This is a genomic window from Paenibacillus germinis, assembly GCF_013141785.1.
GTDB lineage: Bacteria > Bacillota > Bacilli > Paenibacillales > NBRC-103111 > Paenibacillus_E > Paenibacillus_E phytorum.
In genome coordinates this window covers 95059-111331 of record NZ_WHOC01000149.1, presented here as the reverse complement: position 1 = coordinate 111331, position 16273 = coordinate 95059, and the positions used below count along the sequence as shown (strand labels likewise).

General features: G+C 45.1%; 17 protein-coding genes and 1 riboswitch. Of the genes, 15 read left to right on the top strand and 2 right to left on the bottom strand.

Annotated elements, in window-relative coordinates; translation table 11 throughout:
- Nucleotides 1-100: 100 nt before the first annotated feature.
- The 4 genes from GC102_RS27875 to lysA all read left to right on the top strand — a co-directional run bounded on the left by GC102_RS27875 (nucleotide 101) and on the right by lysA (nucleotide 4348).
- Complete coding sequence (locus tag GC102_RS27875) at nucleotides 101-733, top strand: stage V sporulation protein AA (RefSeq protein WP_171692407.1); 633 nt, start codon at nucleotides 101-103, stop codon at nucleotides 731-733.
- Nucleotides 730-1152: a stage V sporulation protein AB gene (locus tag GC102_RS27870; protein ID WP_312883390.1), complete on the top strand. Its 423-nt coding sequence runs from the start codon at nucleotides 730-732 to the stop codon at nucleotides 1150-1152. Before GC102_RS27875 ends, GC102_RS27870 begins: the two co-directional genes overlap by 4 nt.
- 23 nt (nucleotides 1153-1175) lie before the next feature.
- Nucleotides 1176-2855, top strand: coding sequence for a spore germination protein (locus GC102_RS27865; RefSeq protein WP_376769413.1), 1680 nt, complete (start codon nucleotides 1176-1178; stop codon nucleotides 2853-2855).
- A 161-nt stretch (nucleotides 2856-3016) separates the two neighbouring features.
- The gene (lysA, locus tag GC102_RS27860; protein ID WP_171692405.1) at nucleotides 3017-4348 is read left to right on the top strand and encodes a diaminopimelate decarboxylase; all 1332 of its coding nucleotides are present in this window, start codon (nucleotides 3017-3019) and stop codon (nucleotides 4346-4348) included.
- Between the two features lie 80 nt (nucleotides 4349-4428).
- On the opposite strand, the gene GC102_RS27855 is transcribed toward lysA, so the two are convergent.
- Nucleotides 4429-5331 carry a LysR family transcriptional regulator gene (locus tag GC102_RS27855; RefSeq protein WP_171692540.1) on the bottom strand — a complete coding sequence of 301 codons (903 nt, stop codon included), beginning with the start codon at nucleotides 5329-5331 and terminating at the stop codon, nucleotides 4429-4431.
- A gap of 144 nt (nucleotides 5332-5475) precedes the next feature.
- Here GC102_RS27855 and GC102_RS27850 point away from each other — a divergent pair, with 144 nt between their 5' ends.
- The 11 genes from GC102_RS27850 to ytfJ all read left to right on the top strand — a co-directional run bounded on the left by GC102_RS27850 (nucleotide 5476) and on the right by ytfJ (nucleotide 14627).
- Nucleotides 5476-6420 carry an NADP-dependent oxidoreductase gene (locus tag GC102_RS27850; protein WP_171692404.1) on the top strand — a complete coding sequence of 315 codons (945 nt, stop codon included), beginning with the start codon at nucleotides 5476-5478 and terminating at the stop codon, nucleotides 6418-6420.
- Nucleotides 6421-6475: 55 nt separating this feature from the next.
- The gene (locus GC102_RS27845; protein ID WP_171643430.1) at nucleotides 6476-6907 is read left to right on the top strand and encodes a peptidylprolyl isomerase; all 432 of its coding nucleotides are present in this window, start codon (nucleotides 6476-6478) and stop codon (nucleotides 6905-6907) included.
- A gap of 203 nt (nucleotides 6908-7110) precedes the next feature.
- Nucleotides 7111-7293, top strand: a riboswitch (FMN riboswitch).
- 235 nt (nucleotides 7294-7528) lie between these two features.
- On the top strand, nucleotides 7529-8638 hold the full coding sequence (ribD, locus tag GC102_RS27840; RefSeq protein WP_312883389.1) for a bifunctional diaminohydroxyphosphoribosylaminopyrimidine deaminase/5-amino-6-(5-phosphoribosylamino)uracil reductase RibD: 1110 nt from the start codon (nucleotides 7529-7531) through the stop codon (nucleotides 8636-8638).
- Nucleotides 8639-8654: 16 nt separating this feature from the next.
- On the top strand, nucleotides 8655-9326 hold the full coding sequence (ribE, locus tag GC102_RS27835; RefSeq protein ID WP_171692403.1) for a riboflavin synthase: 672 nt from the start codon (nucleotides 8655-8657) through the stop codon (nucleotides 9324-9326).
- Nucleotides 9327-9373: 47 nt separating this feature from the next.
- Complete coding sequence (locus GC102_RS27830) at nucleotides 9374-10600, top strand: bifunctional 3,4-dihydroxy-2-butanone-4-phosphate synthase/GTP cyclohydrolase II (protein ID WP_216628184.1); 1227 nt, start codon at nucleotides 9374-9376, stop codon at nucleotides 10598-10600.
- A 50-nt stretch (nucleotides 10601-10650) separates the two neighbouring features.
- A complete protein-coding gene (ribH, locus tag GC102_RS27825) occupies nucleotides 10651-11121 on the top strand; it encodes a 6,7-dimethyl-8-ribityllumazine synthase (protein WP_029192962.1) in 471 nt (156 codons plus the stop codon).
- Nucleotides 11121-11762 carry a site-2 protease family protein gene (locus GC102_RS27820; protein WP_171692402.1) on the top strand — a complete coding sequence of 214 codons (642 nt, stop codon included), beginning with the start codon at nucleotides 11121-11123 and terminating at the stop codon, nucleotides 11760-11762. The genes ribH and GC102_RS27820 overlap by 1 nt, the downstream gene beginning before the upstream one ends.
- Before the next feature lie 16 nt (nucleotides 11763-11778).
- The gene (locus GC102_RS27815) at nucleotides 11779-12570 is read left to right on the top strand and encodes a segregation and condensation protein A (protein WP_171692401.1); all 792 of its coding nucleotides are present in this window, start codon (nucleotides 11779-11781) and stop codon (nucleotides 12568-12570) included.
- Entirely contained in the window at nucleotides 12554-13156 is a 603-nt protein-coding gene (gene scpB / locus GC102_RS27810) for an SMC-Scp complex subunit ScpB (protein ID WP_171692537.1), read from the top strand. The genes GC102_RS27815 and scpB overlap by 17 nt, the downstream gene beginning before the upstream one ends.
- A 145-nt stretch (nucleotides 13157-13301) precedes the next feature.
- On the top strand, nucleotides 13302-14012 hold the full coding sequence (locus GC102_RS27805; RefSeq protein ID WP_171692400.1) for a DUF2953 domain-containing protein: 711 nt from the start codon (nucleotides 13302-13304) through the stop codon (nucleotides 14010-14012).
- A 117-nt stretch (nucleotides 14013-14129) separates the two neighbouring features.
- Nucleotides 14130-14627, top strand: a complete 498-nt coding sequence (ytfJ, locus tag GC102_RS27800; RefSeq protein WP_171692399.1) for a GerW family sporulation protein — start codon at nucleotides 14130-14132, stop codon at nucleotides 14625-14627.
- 318 nt (nucleotides 14628-14945) lie between these two features.
- Here ytfJ and GC102_RS27795 read toward each other — a convergent pair whose 3' ends face one another.
- Complete coding sequence (locus tag GC102_RS27795) at nucleotides 14946-16241, bottom strand: ArsB/NhaD family transporter (RefSeq protein WP_171692398.1); 1296 nt, start codon at nucleotides 16239-16241, stop codon at nucleotides 14946-14948.
- Between the last annotated feature and the right edge of the window lie 32 nt (nucleotides 16242-16273).

Below are 16273 nucleotides of genomic sequence, written 5' to 3'. Positions count from 1 at the left end.
AGAATTTACCATCTTATCAGGTGTTTATGGGAAGGAAAGATTTTGCATACTACTCCTATACATGGATGATTCACCGTAAAGCACTGAGGGGAGTGAAACCATGGTCCAGGATGGAAAACCATATCTATACATCCGGCTTCGTCGAAAAGCTAGCGTTCGCAAAGAGAATGTTGTGTGTTTACGTCATATCGCTCAGATTTTCGTGGAGCCTGAATATGAGCAAGCGCTGAACGAGTTGATCATTCATCATCCTCAACAAGAGGATGGCAATCGTGTACTCATTGACATGATGCTGATCGTTCGTAAAGTGAAAGATCTCTATCCACAGCTGCAAATTGAGCATTTCGGAGAACCTCATGTGCTTCTCGAAATTATTTCCGATCCAAGAAAGCCAAGTCCAATACTTATCGGTTTGGTTTGGTTGCTCTTGTTTATCGGTTCGGGACTGGCCATCATGAATTTTCATGCGGATGTATCCATGTTGGAAGTTCACCAACGCATTTATGAATTGATGACAGGGAAAAAGGTGGAGCATCCGCTCATTTTGCAAATTCCTTATTCCCTAGGGATTGGTGTTGGAATGGTCATTTTTTTCAACCATCTATTCAAGAAGAAATTCAATGAAGAACCAAGCCCGCTGGAAGTGGAAATGTTCATGTACCAGGAAAATATAAACCATTATGTGATAACAGAAGAATATATCAAAATTCATGAGGAAGGAGACCGGGCGTGATTACCCTATTTGGGGGAGCCATCTTGGCAGCTTTTATCGGGCTAGCTGGTGGAATCGCTGTTGGCAGCGGCATGGTCGCTTTTCTCGTGGTGCTAGATATTATTCCAAGACTTGCCCAGATCACACGTTCGTTTTCAAAAATACATGCTTATGAAGCGGCAGTTGTGATGGGGTCACTCTTATTTACATGGGTTGATTTCAGCGATGTTAAATTGCACCTCTTTCCGATGGGAACAGCAGTGGTAGGTATATTTGCCGGTTGTTTTGTTGGCATGCTAGCGGCTGCGCTAACGGAAATCATTAACGTGCTGCCCATCCTCGCCAAGCGTGTTGGAATGGGATCTTATATGATTTTGCTTCTAATGGCGATGATTTTCGGTAAAGTATTTGGATCCTTGTTTGAATGGTTGTTTTATTAACGTCTGTTGAAGGAGGCGCGCAAGTGAAGTTTATTGTGAAAAAGGGAAGCGGGAGCGATCAGAATGACTCGAACGAACCAAACGAACCAAACGAATCAAACGAATTAAACGAACCAAACGAATCAAACGAATCGAACAAATCACAGGAACAGAATGAGAAACTGGCCATAGATGAGGAAGGGAATCTATCTGCTTACAATCCAATAACGGACATGACGCCTGAGGAAAAGGCACTCAAAATTCAGGAAGATATTCCAAGGAGCATTCGAGAAGTTCGAAGGGTGCTGGAGGAACGAGTAGGACTCGATCGAAGCTTCGATCTCATCCTCAGAGAAATGGTATTCGGATCCAAGCGCGTAGGCATCTTCTATTGCAATGGATTTGCCAAAGATACGGTGTTAACCGATATCATTACACGTCTCACTTATGCGGACGAAGAATCCGTCTCACATCATACATTGGAAGCATTCATTGAGAAATTAATTCCGCACATTCAAGTGAAGACCTACAAGAAAATGTCTGAAATCGTAGGACAAGTATTGATGGGTGGAACGGCGTTTTTCATTGAAGGGGAGACAGCAGGCATTACGATCGATGCCAAAAGTTTTCCCATTCGCTCGATCGCTGAACCTGACTTGGAGCGGGTTGTCCGAGGTTCTCGAGATGGTTTCGTCGAAACCCTTTTATTGAATGTGACTCTGGTAAGACGAAGAATTCGTGATGAGAGATTTAAGCTGGAAATCATGCAAATCGGCAAACGAACCAAGACGGATATCTGTGTGGCTTATATCAATGACATAGCTGATGCCGACTTGGTTCAAGCTGTGAAAGATAAAATAATGAGTGTTGAAATCGATGGCCTGCCTCTCGCTGAAAAACAGCTGGAAGAAGCGATTGTTAATAAGGGGTGGAACCCTTATCCGATGGTTCGGTATTCGGAACGGCCAGATGTTGTCTCCGCTCACTTACTTGAAGGACATGTGTGTGTGTTCGTGGACACCTCACCGAGCGTCATGATTCTGCCGACAACGTTTTTCCACCATGTGCAGCATGCTGAGGAATATCGACAAACGCCATTCATCGGTACTTATTTAAGGTGGGTGCGCTTTGCAGGCATTATGGCTTCGATTTTCCTGCTTCCACTTTGGTTTATGATGGTTATGGATCCTTCTTTAAAGCCGCCTGGATTAGAATTCCTCGGTCCGCAGAAGGAAGGAACCTTGCCACTATTGGTTCAGTTCTTGTTAGCTGATATAGGGATTGATCTCATGCGAATGGCAGCCGTTCATACTCCTACACCTCTCGCTACCGCAATGGGTTTGGTGGCAGCAATTTTAGTTGGAGATATCGCGGTAAAGACAGGACTCTTTATCAATGAGGTTATCCTGTATTTGGCACTTGCTTCCATTGGGATGTTCGCGACACCAAGCTATGAGCTGGGTCTAGCGAATCGAATCGTAAGGCTTGCTCTCTTAATCATTGTGGCGATCTTCCATGTATCCGGTTTTGTCGTAGGTTCCACGTTATGGTTGATTCTGCTGGCCACAAGGAAATCTTTTAATGCACCCTATATGTGGCCGTTAATTCCATTTAATGCCAAAAGCTTCTTTGCCATCCTGGTTCGTCGTCCGGTGTTAGCTGGCAAAACACGGCTAAGTATTACAAAGCCGATCGACGGCACGCGTCAACCAAAATCCAAATAACAGAAAAAAGGGCAGGGAATCCTCCTGTCCTTTTTTGATTTTATGTCGTAGCGTGTATTGTCAAATGCGCTTGCCATATGGTACTTTTAATAGTAATGTACATTAACCTCTTTGGCGGCATATAGCAAGAAGATGGTTCAGGGAGAGGGGAAAATAAAGCTATGTATTTACATGGTACTAGTAAAATAAACGACCAAGGCCACCTCGAAATCGGCGGTGTCGATGCAACGAAATTGGTTGCAGAATACGGCACTCCTTTATATGTATTTGACGAAGCGTTGGTACGTGGACGCTGCCGTGAATTCGTAGAAGCTTTCAAGGCATCCGGTCTGAAATTCCAAGTGGCTTATGCAAGTAAAGCATTCTGCGTAATGGCCATGTGCCGAATTGTAGATGAAGAGGGAATGTCACTTGACGTTGTTTCCGATGGTGAGCTTTATACGGCGCTGCAAGCAGGCTTCCCAGCGGACCGAATTCATTTCCATGGCAACAACAAAACAATCTCTGAATTGGAAATGGCGATCGATGCCAAAATCGGCTGTTTCGTCGTAGATAACTTTATCGAACTTCAAATGTTGAATGCAATTGCCGGAGAGAAGCGCCAAAAGGTGAAAATCTTACTGCGTATTACGCCTGGCGTTGAGGCACATACGCATGAATATATTTCTACAGGCCAGACGGATTCCAAATTCGGTTTCGACATGGGCAATGGATCAGCATTCCGCGCTGTTCAAGAAGCTTCGCAATTAAGCAACGTGGAGCTATTGGGCGTTCATTCCCATATTGGTTCCCAAATTTTTGAAGTAGAAGGCTTCCGCATGGCAGCTGAGAAAGTGGCTGGCTTTGCCGTTCAAGTTCGTAAAGAAATAGGCGTTACGTTCAAGGTCATTAACCTTGGCGGCGGTTTCGGAATTCGTTACGTGAGCGAAGACAGCCCACTTCCGGTTGCCGTATACGTTAAAGCTATTACAGATGCGATTAAAGACAATTTCGGCAGCAATGATTTTCCAATGCCTGAAATCTGGGTTGAACCAGGCCGCAGCATCGTTGGTGACGCGGGAACTACGCTGTACACAGTAGGTACAACAAAGGAAATTCCAGGGGTACGTAAATACGTAGCCGTAGATGGCGGCATGACTGACAACCCACGCCCAGCTTTATATGAGGCTGTGTATGAGGCGATGTTGGCTAACCGCGCTACAGAACAACCGACAGAGGTTGTATCTATTGCAGGGAAATGCTGTGAGAGCGGCGATATGCTGATTTGGGATCTGAACCTGCCAAAAGTAAGTTCAGGAGACGTTCTCGCTGTATCTTGTACAGGTGCCTACAATTATGCAATGGCAAGCAATTATAACCGTATCCGCCGTCCTGGCGTTGTCTTCGTGAAAGATGGTCAAAGTGATCTCGTCGTGAAACGAGAAACGTTCGATAACATCGTTGGTAATGACATCATTCCTGCAAGAATGAAACAAATGAGTGAGACCGTTTAAATTGGTTTAAATAAAAAATAGGAAACCTCAGCTTTCACGGGGTTTCCTTCTTTGCGTTTTTTTCCTCTTGAAATGGAATGTCAGTTCGAGTTTCGAGGCTTTTTGTCTGGAAAATAAGTGGTGACATAGTCGCGGAACAATTGAGCCGCTTTGGAGAGGTACCGATGCTGCAGCCAAGCAAGCTGAAAAGTACGTTCACAAATAGGCTCATGAATACGAAGCAAATGGGGTGAGTTTTCTTTCCCCTTTGAAGAGGAGGTCACCAAAGAAACTCCCATTCCTGCCTGCACGAGGCTGCTAATCGCGGAATAGTCATTCACATCACAGATGATTTTAGGTGAAAATCCCGCCTGATGGCACAACGAATCTGTTTTCTGCCTAAAGCGATGTTCTTCCTTTAAGACGATGAATGCATCATTAGCTGCTTCTTGTAAGTGAATACTTTCACGCCCAATAAGTCGGTGGCCTGGTGGAACAGCTAACCACAATTGTTCCGTCAAAAAAGGAATACTTGTAATCCCCTTGCTTTCGGAGTCGGAAGGTAAGCAGAACGTGATGGCGAGATCGACTTCACCGTTTAGCAGCAGATGCATCTTGGACTCTTCAGAGGCAGCTTGAGTAAGTTTAAAATTGATGGACGGGTGTGAAGAAGCAAAGGAGCCGAAGAGATCCGAAAATCGGCTTATCGTCGTCGTCGCGATGTAAACCTGCCCATGCTCAAGTCCAGCCATATCGGCAACTTCGCGCTTACCTTCCTCCAGCTCACGAAGAGACGAATTTACTTTGACTAAAAAGGCTTTGCCATATTGGTTAAGCTTGATTTGCCGACCTTGCCGATCAAACAAAGGCACCCCAACATCGGCCTCCAAACGAGCTATGGTTTTACTAAGCGCTGGCTGAGCAATTTGGAGGATCTCCGCTGCTTTCGTCATGTGCTCTAACTTTGCAACCATTTGAAAATAATGAAGCTGCAGCATCTCCATCACATATCGCCCCCCTAATCCATATACTTAAAGATATGAATAGATAACTAAAGATATATTATTTTTTATATAATTTTCATTTTACAATGAGGAGAAGAAGGAAGTAAATAAGAGCGTTCATGACCAGAGAGGGGATAAATAAGGATGAAAACGTCAAAGATGCAAGCCATACGCGTACATCAATACGGAGGAGTCGAAGAATTGCAATTGGAGTCAATCGAATGTCCAAGACCGGGTGACAACGAGGTACTGATTAAGGTGCATGCAGCAGGCGTATTACCCATTGATTGGAAGCAGCGGCAGGGGATTTTCAAACATCTGCGACCCATGCAGTTCCCGTATATACCGGGGTCGGCGATAGCCGGAATTATTGAGGATGTGGGGAAGTATGTTACGAAGTTTCAAATAGGGCAAGAAGTGTTTGGGCGCAGCTCGACTGGTGCGTATGCAGAATACATCACGACAGACATCGAACGGTTAGCTATCAAACCACCAGAGCTTAGCTTTGCGGAAGCAGCTTCCATTTCTGGAGGGGCAACGACAGCTTGGCAAGCTTTATTTGTCAATGGTAATATCCAGAAGGGTCAACGAGTGTTGATTCATGGTGCTGCAGGGGGCGTTGGTTCATTCGCTGTACAACTGGCTGTTTGGCAAGGGGCTCAGGTTATAGGGACTTGCAGCGCAGCGAATGTGGAAATGGTTAAGGCATTAGGAGCTTCAGAAGTTATTGACTATACGTCGTGTAGGTTCGAAGACATTGTGAAGGAAGTGGATATGGTATTGGATACGGTTGGCGGTGACACGCTAGAACGTTCTTATGCCGTTGTAAAAAGAGGCGGCGTACTTTTGTCATTCGCAGGACAAATATCACCCGAAAAAGCTCGTGAGCTAGGCATTCGAGCTGAATTCTCCAATACCTTGCTATCTGCAGATGCGATGCAGGAAATCGCACAGGTTATGGCCGATGGCCATGTGAAAGCAATCATTAGCCATTCTTATCCACTTCACGCAGCGCGGGATGCGCATATTCAGAGTCAAACAGGACATGGTCGGGGTAGAATTGTGTTAGAAATACAGCGCAGTTTGTGAAATGGAAGTTTTCATAGTAGAATAAGATATTATTTCCTAAAGGAGTGGACCACAAATGGCCAAACAAGCAAAAATTAAACTAGCAGGTGGCGGCGAAGTTGTTATCGATCTTTTCGAAAACGATGCACCGAATACCGTTGCTAACTTTGAAAAATTAGCAAACTCCGGTTTCTACAACGGACTTGTTTTTCATCGTGTTATTCCAGGATTCGTAGCACAAGGTGGTTGTCCTACAGGAACAGGAACTGGTGGCCCTGGTTACCAAATCAACTGTGAAATCAACCCGAACAAACATGAGCGCGGCTCCTTGGCTATGGCTCATGCAGGCAGAAATACGGGTGGAAGCCAATTTTATATTGCTTACCAACCGCAACCTCACTTGGATGGTGGGCACACTGTTTTCGGTAAAGTGTCCAAAGGTATGGAGTTAGTTGATGCTTTCAAAGGAAAAGATTTGATGGAGAAAGTTGAAGTTGTAGAAGTATAATTTGGCATAATCGAAAAGAAGCCTGTTGATTAATTTCAATAGGTTTCTTTTTCAATCTAATTCCGAGTGAATTCATAGAAAAAGTAAGGAATTAATGTGAAAAGGAAAAAAGCACTTGCTTTTTGTAAGTGTGAGTGATAAATTTTTCATTACCAAAGTAATTTTTAGCTAGTTCTTAGTTGTAAGTTACTTTTATATGTATGCAAAACCTTCGGGGCGTGGTGAAATTCCACACCGGCGGTGATTCGATAGCATGTACCCGTTATATGATTTCGATAAGTCCGTGACCCGTTTTGAAGCTAGCGGTACCTGACACACAGCTTCGCTACGGCTGATCCGGTGCAATTCCGGAACCGACAGTATAGTCTGGATGGGAGAAGGAAAACGCGAACATTTGATTTCGCTATGCATGCTTGTACATTTTTTCACGTAAACAAAAATTCGGCAGGTCTGTTTTTTGAAGCAGATACGTCGTTGTTGTTTGATTTGATCAAAAATGCGGCAAGTATGAATAGATGAAGCTTCTTCGTGTTATCTAGACAATCTCTGGCCCCTATCCGATACACGGAGGGGCCTTTTTGCATTCAAATTTTGGAATGGACCTGAAAGGCGGTGAACTTCGTGCATGTACTGAATGACGAAGCCTACATGAGACTTGCTCTGCAAATGGCAGAAAGTGCTCTTGGTCAGACGGGAATTAATCCCGTAGTAGGGTGTGTCCTTGTTAAAAATGGACGCATCGTTGGCATGGGAGCGCACCTAAAGCGCGGACATGGCCATGCCGAGGTTCTCGCCTTGCAAATGGCAGGCGAGGAAACTAAGGGCAGCACAGCTTATGTGACATTAGAGCCGTGCAGTCACTTTGGCAAGACGCCACCGTGCAGCGACCGACTCATTGAGGCCGGCGTGTCACGGGTTGTCGTCGCTGGAACTGATCCGAACCCGCAGGTTGCTGGGACAGGTATCGCAAAGCTGCGAGAGCATGGTCTCGACGTGACGGTTGGGCTGCTTGCAGAGGAGGCCGCGGCAATGAACGAGGCCTTCAACAAATACATCGTTACCCGCATGCCTTATGTGACGATGAAGACAGCGAGCACGCTTGACGGCCGCATTGCCTCGAAGACCGGCGACAGCAAGTGGATCACGTCGCCAGCGTCGCGTGCCTTTGTTCATACCCTGCGCCATCGGCACCAGGGTATCATGGTCGGCGTAAGCACCGTTATCGCCGACGACCCGCTGCTGAGCGCGCGCGGCGACGTACCGGCTGTGCAGCCGGTACGGATCGTCGCGGACTCGCTCTTGCGAGTCCCGCTGGGCGCCCGGGTGCTCACGGAGCAGGATCGTCAGCCGACGATCCTGCTCGCGAGCGCACAGGCGCCCCATTCACGGCGTGCCGCGCTGGAAGCGCGCGGCATCACGGTCCTCACCTGCGGGGACGGCCTGCAGGTGGACCTGACGCTCGCCATGCGGCAGCTGGGCGAGCGCGAGATCGGCTCCATCCTCCTAGAGGGTGGAGGGAAGCTCAACGGCGCTATGCTGGAGCATCGCCTGATCGACAAGCTGGTGCTGATGTTTGCGCCGAAAATCGTCGGCGGCGGCTCTGCAGCACCTGTAAACATCAACTTCGATGGCTTCGCGAAGATGGATGATGCGATAACGCTCGACCGAATCAAGGTCGAGCAGTTCGGACCGGATATTTGCATAACCGGCTATCCGAATTATAAGAGCTAACGAATGGAGGACTTGCATGTTTACCGGAATTATTGAAGAAATCGGCCACATGCGCCGCATTCATAGTCAAGGGCAAGCGATGGTGTTGACCATCGCTGCCAAGAAAGTGCTTGAAGATGTCCATTTGGGTGACAGTATTTCTGTAAATGGCGTTTGTTTGACGGTCATAGCCTTTGATAACGACTCATTTTCCGTGGATGTTATGCCAGAAACATACCGTAAGACGAATCTTCGCAAACTACAAACAGGCACACGCGTGAATTTAGAGCGAGCGATGGCAGCGAATGGCCGGTTCGGCGGGCACATTGTTCAAGGGCATGTGGATGCAACCGCAACGATCCTTTCACGAATACCCGAAGAAAATGCGGTCGTTTACCGGTTCGAACCGGAGAATAAGCACATTTTCCGATATATCATTTCCGGGGGTTCCATCACAATTGACGGCATAAGCCTTACCGTTGTTGATGTCAATGATCGTGAAGTGGCGGTTTCCATCATCCCGCATACCCTTGCTCAAACAGTCCTACATGATAAAAAGGCCGGGGATACGGTCAACATAGAATGTGACGTGCTAGGCAAATATATGGAGCGCCTGCTAAAGTTCGGTCCATTTGAATCTTCGGATGGAAACGGGAAAAGGAAAAGTACGCTAACTGCGAGCTTCCTTGCCGATAACGGCTTTATGTAGGAGCTTGAAGAAGCTTTGCTAAAGCAAAGCTCTAAGGAGAGGTGAATATGACACAAATAATCTTCAACACCATAGAAGAAGCGCTGAATGATCTTAAACTTGGTAAAGTCATTATTGTTGTAGATGATGAGGATCGTGAAAACGAAGGCGATTTTATCGCACTTGCTGATAAAACTACGCCAGAGGTCATTAATTTCATGATCAGAGAGGGACGCGGACTCGTTTGTGCCCCTATAACCGAAGAACGTGCACAAGAACTTGAGCTGCCTCCCATGGTCGCTCGAAATACGGATTATCACGGAACAGCGTTTACCGTTTCAGTTGACCATATGGATACAAGCACAGGGATCTCTGCGCATGAGCGTTCAAGAACGATTATGGGCTTGATTGATCCCGCAACAAAACCGCAGGATTTCCGCAGACCTGGCCATATTTTTCCTCTGATTGCCAAGAAGGGCGGTGTCCTTCGCAGAGCTGGACATACGGAAGCGACGATAGATCTAGCTATCTTGTGTGGCTCTTACCCAGCAGGAGTCATTTGTGAAGTCATCAAGGAAGACGGGACGATGGCACGTGTACCGGACCTGATGGAAATTGCAGCGAAACACGACTTGTGTATTATCACGATTCAGGACTTAATCCATTATCGGAATCAGCAGGAGAAATTAGTTGAACGTGAGGTTGAAATTAAACTTCCTACCGACTTCGGCGTTTTCAAGGCTATTGCTTATACGAACCTGCTTGATAACAAAGAACACGTGGCCCTTGTCAAAGGGACAATTGACCCTTCTAAACCAACGTTGGTACGCGTGCATTCCGAGTGCTTGACTGGGGATGTTTTCCATTCTCATCGCTGCGACTGCGGTCCACAACTGGATGCCGCATTAAAACAGATTGATGAAGAGGGCAATGGTGTATTATTATATATGCGACAGGAAGGTCGCGGAATCGGTTTAATCAATAAATTGAAGGCCTATGCCTTGCAAGAGCAGGGATTAGACACCGTAGAAGCGAATATTAAGCTAGGCTTTGCTCCAGATCTTCGGGATTATGGGATTGGGGCGCAAATTTTGAAAGATCTTGGCATCACGCAGCTTCGTCTTTTAACGAATAATCCACGCAAAATTAAAGGTCTTGAAGGCTACGGCCTTGAAGTGGTTGAGCGGGTACCAATTCAAATGGACAGTAAAGCTGATAACCTTAATTATTTACAAACGAAGAAAAACAAGCTTGGCCATATGCTGAGTTTTCAAGACTCGGGCAGTGGTATTTAAATTTAATTAAATCAAATAACTTGTTCAAATAGGAAAGGGAGAATCTCACCATGGCTAACATTTTTGAAGGACATTTAATTTCGCAAAACTTGAAATATGGTATCGTTGTAGGTCGTTTCAATGAATTTATTACATCCAAATTGTTGGGTGGCGCTCAAGACGCTCTGAAACGTCATGGTGTAAATGAAGATGAAGTAGATATTGCTTGGGTACCAGGAGCATTTGAACTTCCGCTAATCGCTCAAAAAATGGCTGAAAGCGGAAAGTACGATGCTGTTATCACACTAGGTGCGGTAATTCGAGGATCAACTCCGCATTTTGATTATGTGTGCAGCGAAGTAGCGAAAGGTGTATCTGCTATTAACCTGAAAACAGGCGTTCCTACAATTTTCGGTGTTTTAACAACAGATTCCATTGAGCAAGCGGTAGAACGTGCGGGTACCAAAGCTGGAAATAAAGGCTGGGAAGCTGCCGTAACAGCGATTGAAATGGCGAATTTGACGAAGCAATTCACTTCGTAATGCTTTCTTATTATCATCTGGAAACACTGCTGCCCAGGTTGTTCGCTTTTCTGATCGCAATGACGCTGCACGACGCAGCTCATGCGGGGGTAGCTTGGCTGCTCGGAGATCGGACGGCTCGAGAAAGCAAACGGTTATCGCTAAACCCCTTGGCACATTTAGATGCCTTGGGGCTAGCTATGATCATCTTCGGGCCCTATGGTTGGTCGAAGAAATTACCGGTAGATGAATCACGATTTAAGAAAAGACCGAGGCTATCCCACACACTTGTTTATTTAGCGGGTCCTTTTACGAATTTGCTGCTCGTTTTGTTCTTCTGGTGGCTCTATTTCTTTCTTCCGGATTTGGTAGGAGGAGCGACTGAGTCCATAACCGTTGAACAGTGGCGAGTCTATTTGCAATACTGCGTCATCGTCAATTTAATGATTTGTCTGATACATATGCTGCCCCTTTATCCGCTCGACGGATGGCATATTATAAAAGGGCTTGTTCCTTACAAAAAGCAGGGATGGTTTACTCGTAATCAACGTTATGCACTTATTCTCGTTATTGTTTTACTGATTACACCGGTTGGCCAATGGGCGCTAGGCCATATTTATCCGTTTGCCGCGCAGTTTGTAATGAATCTATTTTCAATATGACAAGGGGGAGAACAAAATGAAAGTAACCTATAAGTTAGAAGCATTTGAAGGCCCCCTTGATCTATTGCTTCATCTTATCGATAAAAATGAACTTGACATTTATAATATTCCGATCAAAGAAATTACAGACCAGTACTTGGGTTATGTGCAAGCAATGCATGAACTGGAGCTGGATATTACGAGTGAATTTCTTGTGATGGCAGCAACACTTCTTTCTATCAAGAGCAAAATGCTATTGCCTAAGCCGCCTGTTATTGAATTTGATGAATATTTTGATGATATGGACGACTCTCTAGATCCTCGCGCAGAGCTTGTTGCGAAGCTGATTGAATACCGGAAGTACAAATCGATTGCCGATATGCTTAGGGATAAAGAAGTAGAACGTAGTCTCGTGTATACACGTGAACCTGAGGATTTAACGTCTTACCTGCCTGATATTCACGAGAATCCTGTTGAGGGGCTTGATGTCGCAGACCTCTTATTTGCCTTTCAACGGACTTTACGGAAGCTGGCTAACCGCAATGTCGTTACAAGAATTCGAAGAGATGAAATTTCCGTCAAAGACCGCATTAGAGAGGTAGTTGACTTACTTAAAGTTAAAGGCGGCAAGCTGCTTTTCTCGAAGCTATTCGATTACGAAATGACACGTGAAGAAATAGTCGTGACTTTCTTAGCCATACTCGAATTAATGAAAATGAAAAAAGTTATTTGTTATCAGTACAAGCTATTTGAAGACATCGTCATCCAGGCGAAAGAGGAGGTTTCTGACATTGACACTCAATTTCCAACAGATGAAATCAATTATTGAAGGACTGCTCTTTGCCTCTGGCGACGAAGGCTTGGATGCCAAGCAATTGGCTGAAGTCACGGAGCTTGATCTTTATTTGATTCGAGATCTGCTCAAAGATATGAGAACAGAGTTCAAACGAAAGGGGCGTGGCATTCAGATTGTGGAAGTAGCTGGAGCCTATCAGTTAACAACCTTAGCTGAGCATGCTCCTTATTTTGAACGTCTAGCTTACTCACCTTCACGATCATCCCTATCGCAAGCCGCGTTAGAGACTTTATCCATTGTTGCTTATAAACAACCAATTACAAGAGTCGAGATTGAGGAGATCCGCGGCGTGAAATGCGATCGAGCCCTAGCGACCTTAACCGGCAAAGACTTGATAACAGAAGTCGGACGCGCCGATGCGGTAGGTAGACCGATATTGTACGGAACCTCCAAGCAATTTCTAGAATATTTCGGGCTTAGCTCGATTACAGAACTGCCGGATTCGGCAAGCTTCCAAGGGAATTTCGATCTGGAAGAAGAGACACGTCTATTATTTGACCGATTAGGCGGAGATCAGAAGCAGATTACACTTGAAGATGTAAGTGATGAAACTGAATGAGTACCCGCACATGCATTTCATTTCCTTTTTAGGGTCATACTAACTCCACCTACGAGAAGACTTTTTCTTGCAGGTGGAGTTTTTTTGTTAAGCGGAGAGACTTTGAGCTATGCTCAAAGATCCCTATATTAGGAGGGATTCTAAGTTGTTGTGGCTGGGGATTGTATGTCTTTTAATCATTTTTGTGATCATTGTTTTCCTATTCAGTTTCATTCGTGGCGAATTCAACTTCTCCAGAGTGAAAGACAACGATATGTTATCAGTAGAAATGCGGGCGTTATTCGGGCTTATACGTTATCGTTACGTCATTCCAATCATACAATTCAAAGGCTTTATGAAGGGGGTTATGATTAAATCGGAAATCGTAACCAAATCCAGTTCCAAACTAAAAGATGAAAGCAAGGATCATATCACGAAAGATAAAATACTCAACGTTTACAAACAGGCAAAGGAAGCACTTGTACATACATTAAACTTTTATGATTGGATGAAGCAGACATTAGCGAAAGTAGAGTGTACCGATTTGAAATGGATAACTCGCATAGGCGTAGGTGATGCACCTGAAACAGCGATTACAACAGGTGCTATATGGGGAATCAAGTCTTCGCTGCTTGGCTTTTCCATTCGCTATGTGAACTTAACGGCGAAACCGCACATCGATGTTATTCCGCAATATAATGAAAAGCAATTTTCAACCGATTTTCGTTTTGCTGGACGTATCCGCGTATGGTTTGTAGTCGTTGCAGGAGTACGTTTGATTAGCAGAGCGGCCAAAGTAAAAGGTGGTATTCGTACATGGATTCAAATCGTTTTGAAGACACTGAAGATAAAGTCGCGAGTTAAAACGGCTTCTTGAATTGTACATAACGATATTCCACTAAGGGCATTCTACAAATGAACCATTATTGCTTTTTGATGCTTGTACTTTTGATGCCAGTTTATCTGGCTAAAAACTCTAAGGAGGAATACGATCATGTCCGAACACCCGATTCAAGGCCTCATGAAAGTCGCCATGGAAAATATTAAAGAAATGGTCGACGTAAACACGATTGTCGGTGATCCTGTTGAAACGCCGGACGGAAGTGTTATTATGCCGATATCCAAAGTAGGTTTCGGTTTTGCCGCAGGCGGCAGCGAATTCGTGACAGATTCCGAAATTGAAATCGAAGGCGGCTCTGCAGGTAGAAGCGATGCGCTGAATGCAAAGGTTGCACTTCCTTTCGGAGGCGGTAGCGGCGGCGGGGTATCAATTACACCTATTGCTTTCCTCGTCGTAGGGAAAAATGGTGTGAAGGTTGTTCCACTGGACAACCAAACACATATTCTTGAACGCCTCATTGACTCAGCACCGCAAGTGGTTGACAGAATTCAAAGCATGATCAAAGGCTTAGGAGCCAAGACACCTGCCAGCACTGTAGGTACGACCGGAACAAATGTAACCAATATCGAGAATCAAAATTTCATTGTGTAGCTGATTGGCCTTCGTTTGAGCTGTCCTTTGTGGACAGCTTTTTTTCGTAGATAAGAAAGTATAAGTTTTATACTTTTACTTCGCATCTCCCTTGACAAACGCGCTCGTCCCAGAAGGACGACGGAGTCGTTTATCCTTGGTGCATAAAGAAGCATAAACTTCGTGGTCAAGCTTGTATTACTTATCGTGTTATGTTTGTAAGCCGGTGGAAGGGGCGGACCCTTGGAAAAAAGCCAGCTTGCGTTAGCCCGAGAAGTCAAAAAAGAACGTCTCGACGGCATATGCAGTTAAAAAGCAGTGTAATTGTTGCCCTTTCCCCTACAGAAGATAACGGAAATAGATATAAACATGGGCTATTGCCAAAGACACAAGGGTTATTGGAGCCCCCACCTTCAGAAATTCTATATAACTAAAACCTTTGCCCTCTTTGGCGGCGAGTCCGGCAACGATAACATTGGCGGAAGCGCCAATAATTGTACCATTTCCTCCTAAACAAGCCCCTAGAGCAAGCGACCACCAAAGGATATTGATAGGCTCTGAATCAACGGCAAGTCCAAGCCCCACGGCCATGTCTTTAATTAAGGGGATCATCGTAGCAACGAATGGAATGTTGTCAATGGTCGCTGATGCAAGACCAGAACCCCAGAGAATCAATAATGAAGCGGTGGTGATGTCTCCTTCCGTTACATCTAGAGCTTTCATGGCTAGAGATTTAATTAATCCAACCTCTTGTAAACCTCCGACTAAGCTAAAAAGGCCAGCAAAGAAGAAAATCGTTACCCACTCAATAGAATCAAAGGCTTTTTCGACATCGTGTTCCTTGAGACCGAAAAGCATGAGTAAAATTGCGCCAGTTATCGCGATAACTGCGGCATCAACATGAATAATGGCATGAAGCATAAATCCGATTATAGTCAGTGATAAAATTAGTAAAGATTTTTTCATGAGCAGCTTATCCTTGATATAATCGCGTTCATTCAGCTCTAAGAGTTTAGTTTGCAGAGCAGGATTAGGTCGCAGCTGCTTTCTATACATCATATACAACATGAAAAGAGCTACACCGAATATAAGGATCGTAATAGGTGCTAAATTGAGCAGAAAGGCATTAAAGGTTAAATGCGGGTTGGCAGATCCAATCATGATGTTGGGAGGATCTCCAATGAGTGTAGCTGTACCTCCTATATTGGAAGCAATGATTTCAGACATCAAGAAAGGGACGGGATTAATTTCCAGGATCCGAGTAATTGCAATGGTGACCGGGACGACCAATAAAACGGTTGTTACGTTATCCAAGAGGGCTGAGCCAATAGCAGTTAAAACAGACAGTACGAGTAATATTCGCAGGGGATCCCCCTTCACAGCTTTCGCGGCACGGATGGCGACGAACTGGAATACACCAGTTTGATTCGTAATTCCAACGAGAATCATCATGCCAATAAGAAGTGTGATGGTCTCCCATTCAATATACTGTTGAAACACTTTGTGAACATCTAGAATACCGGCAAATACCATGATTACAGCACCGAGTAAGGCGATGACCGCTCGATTAACTTTCTCAGAAATAATAAGCGCATAAGTCACTACAAAAATAAGTAAGGCAACCCAAGTTAGCATGTTTTCCTCCTCGCAGTAAGCTTTTGCTTGAC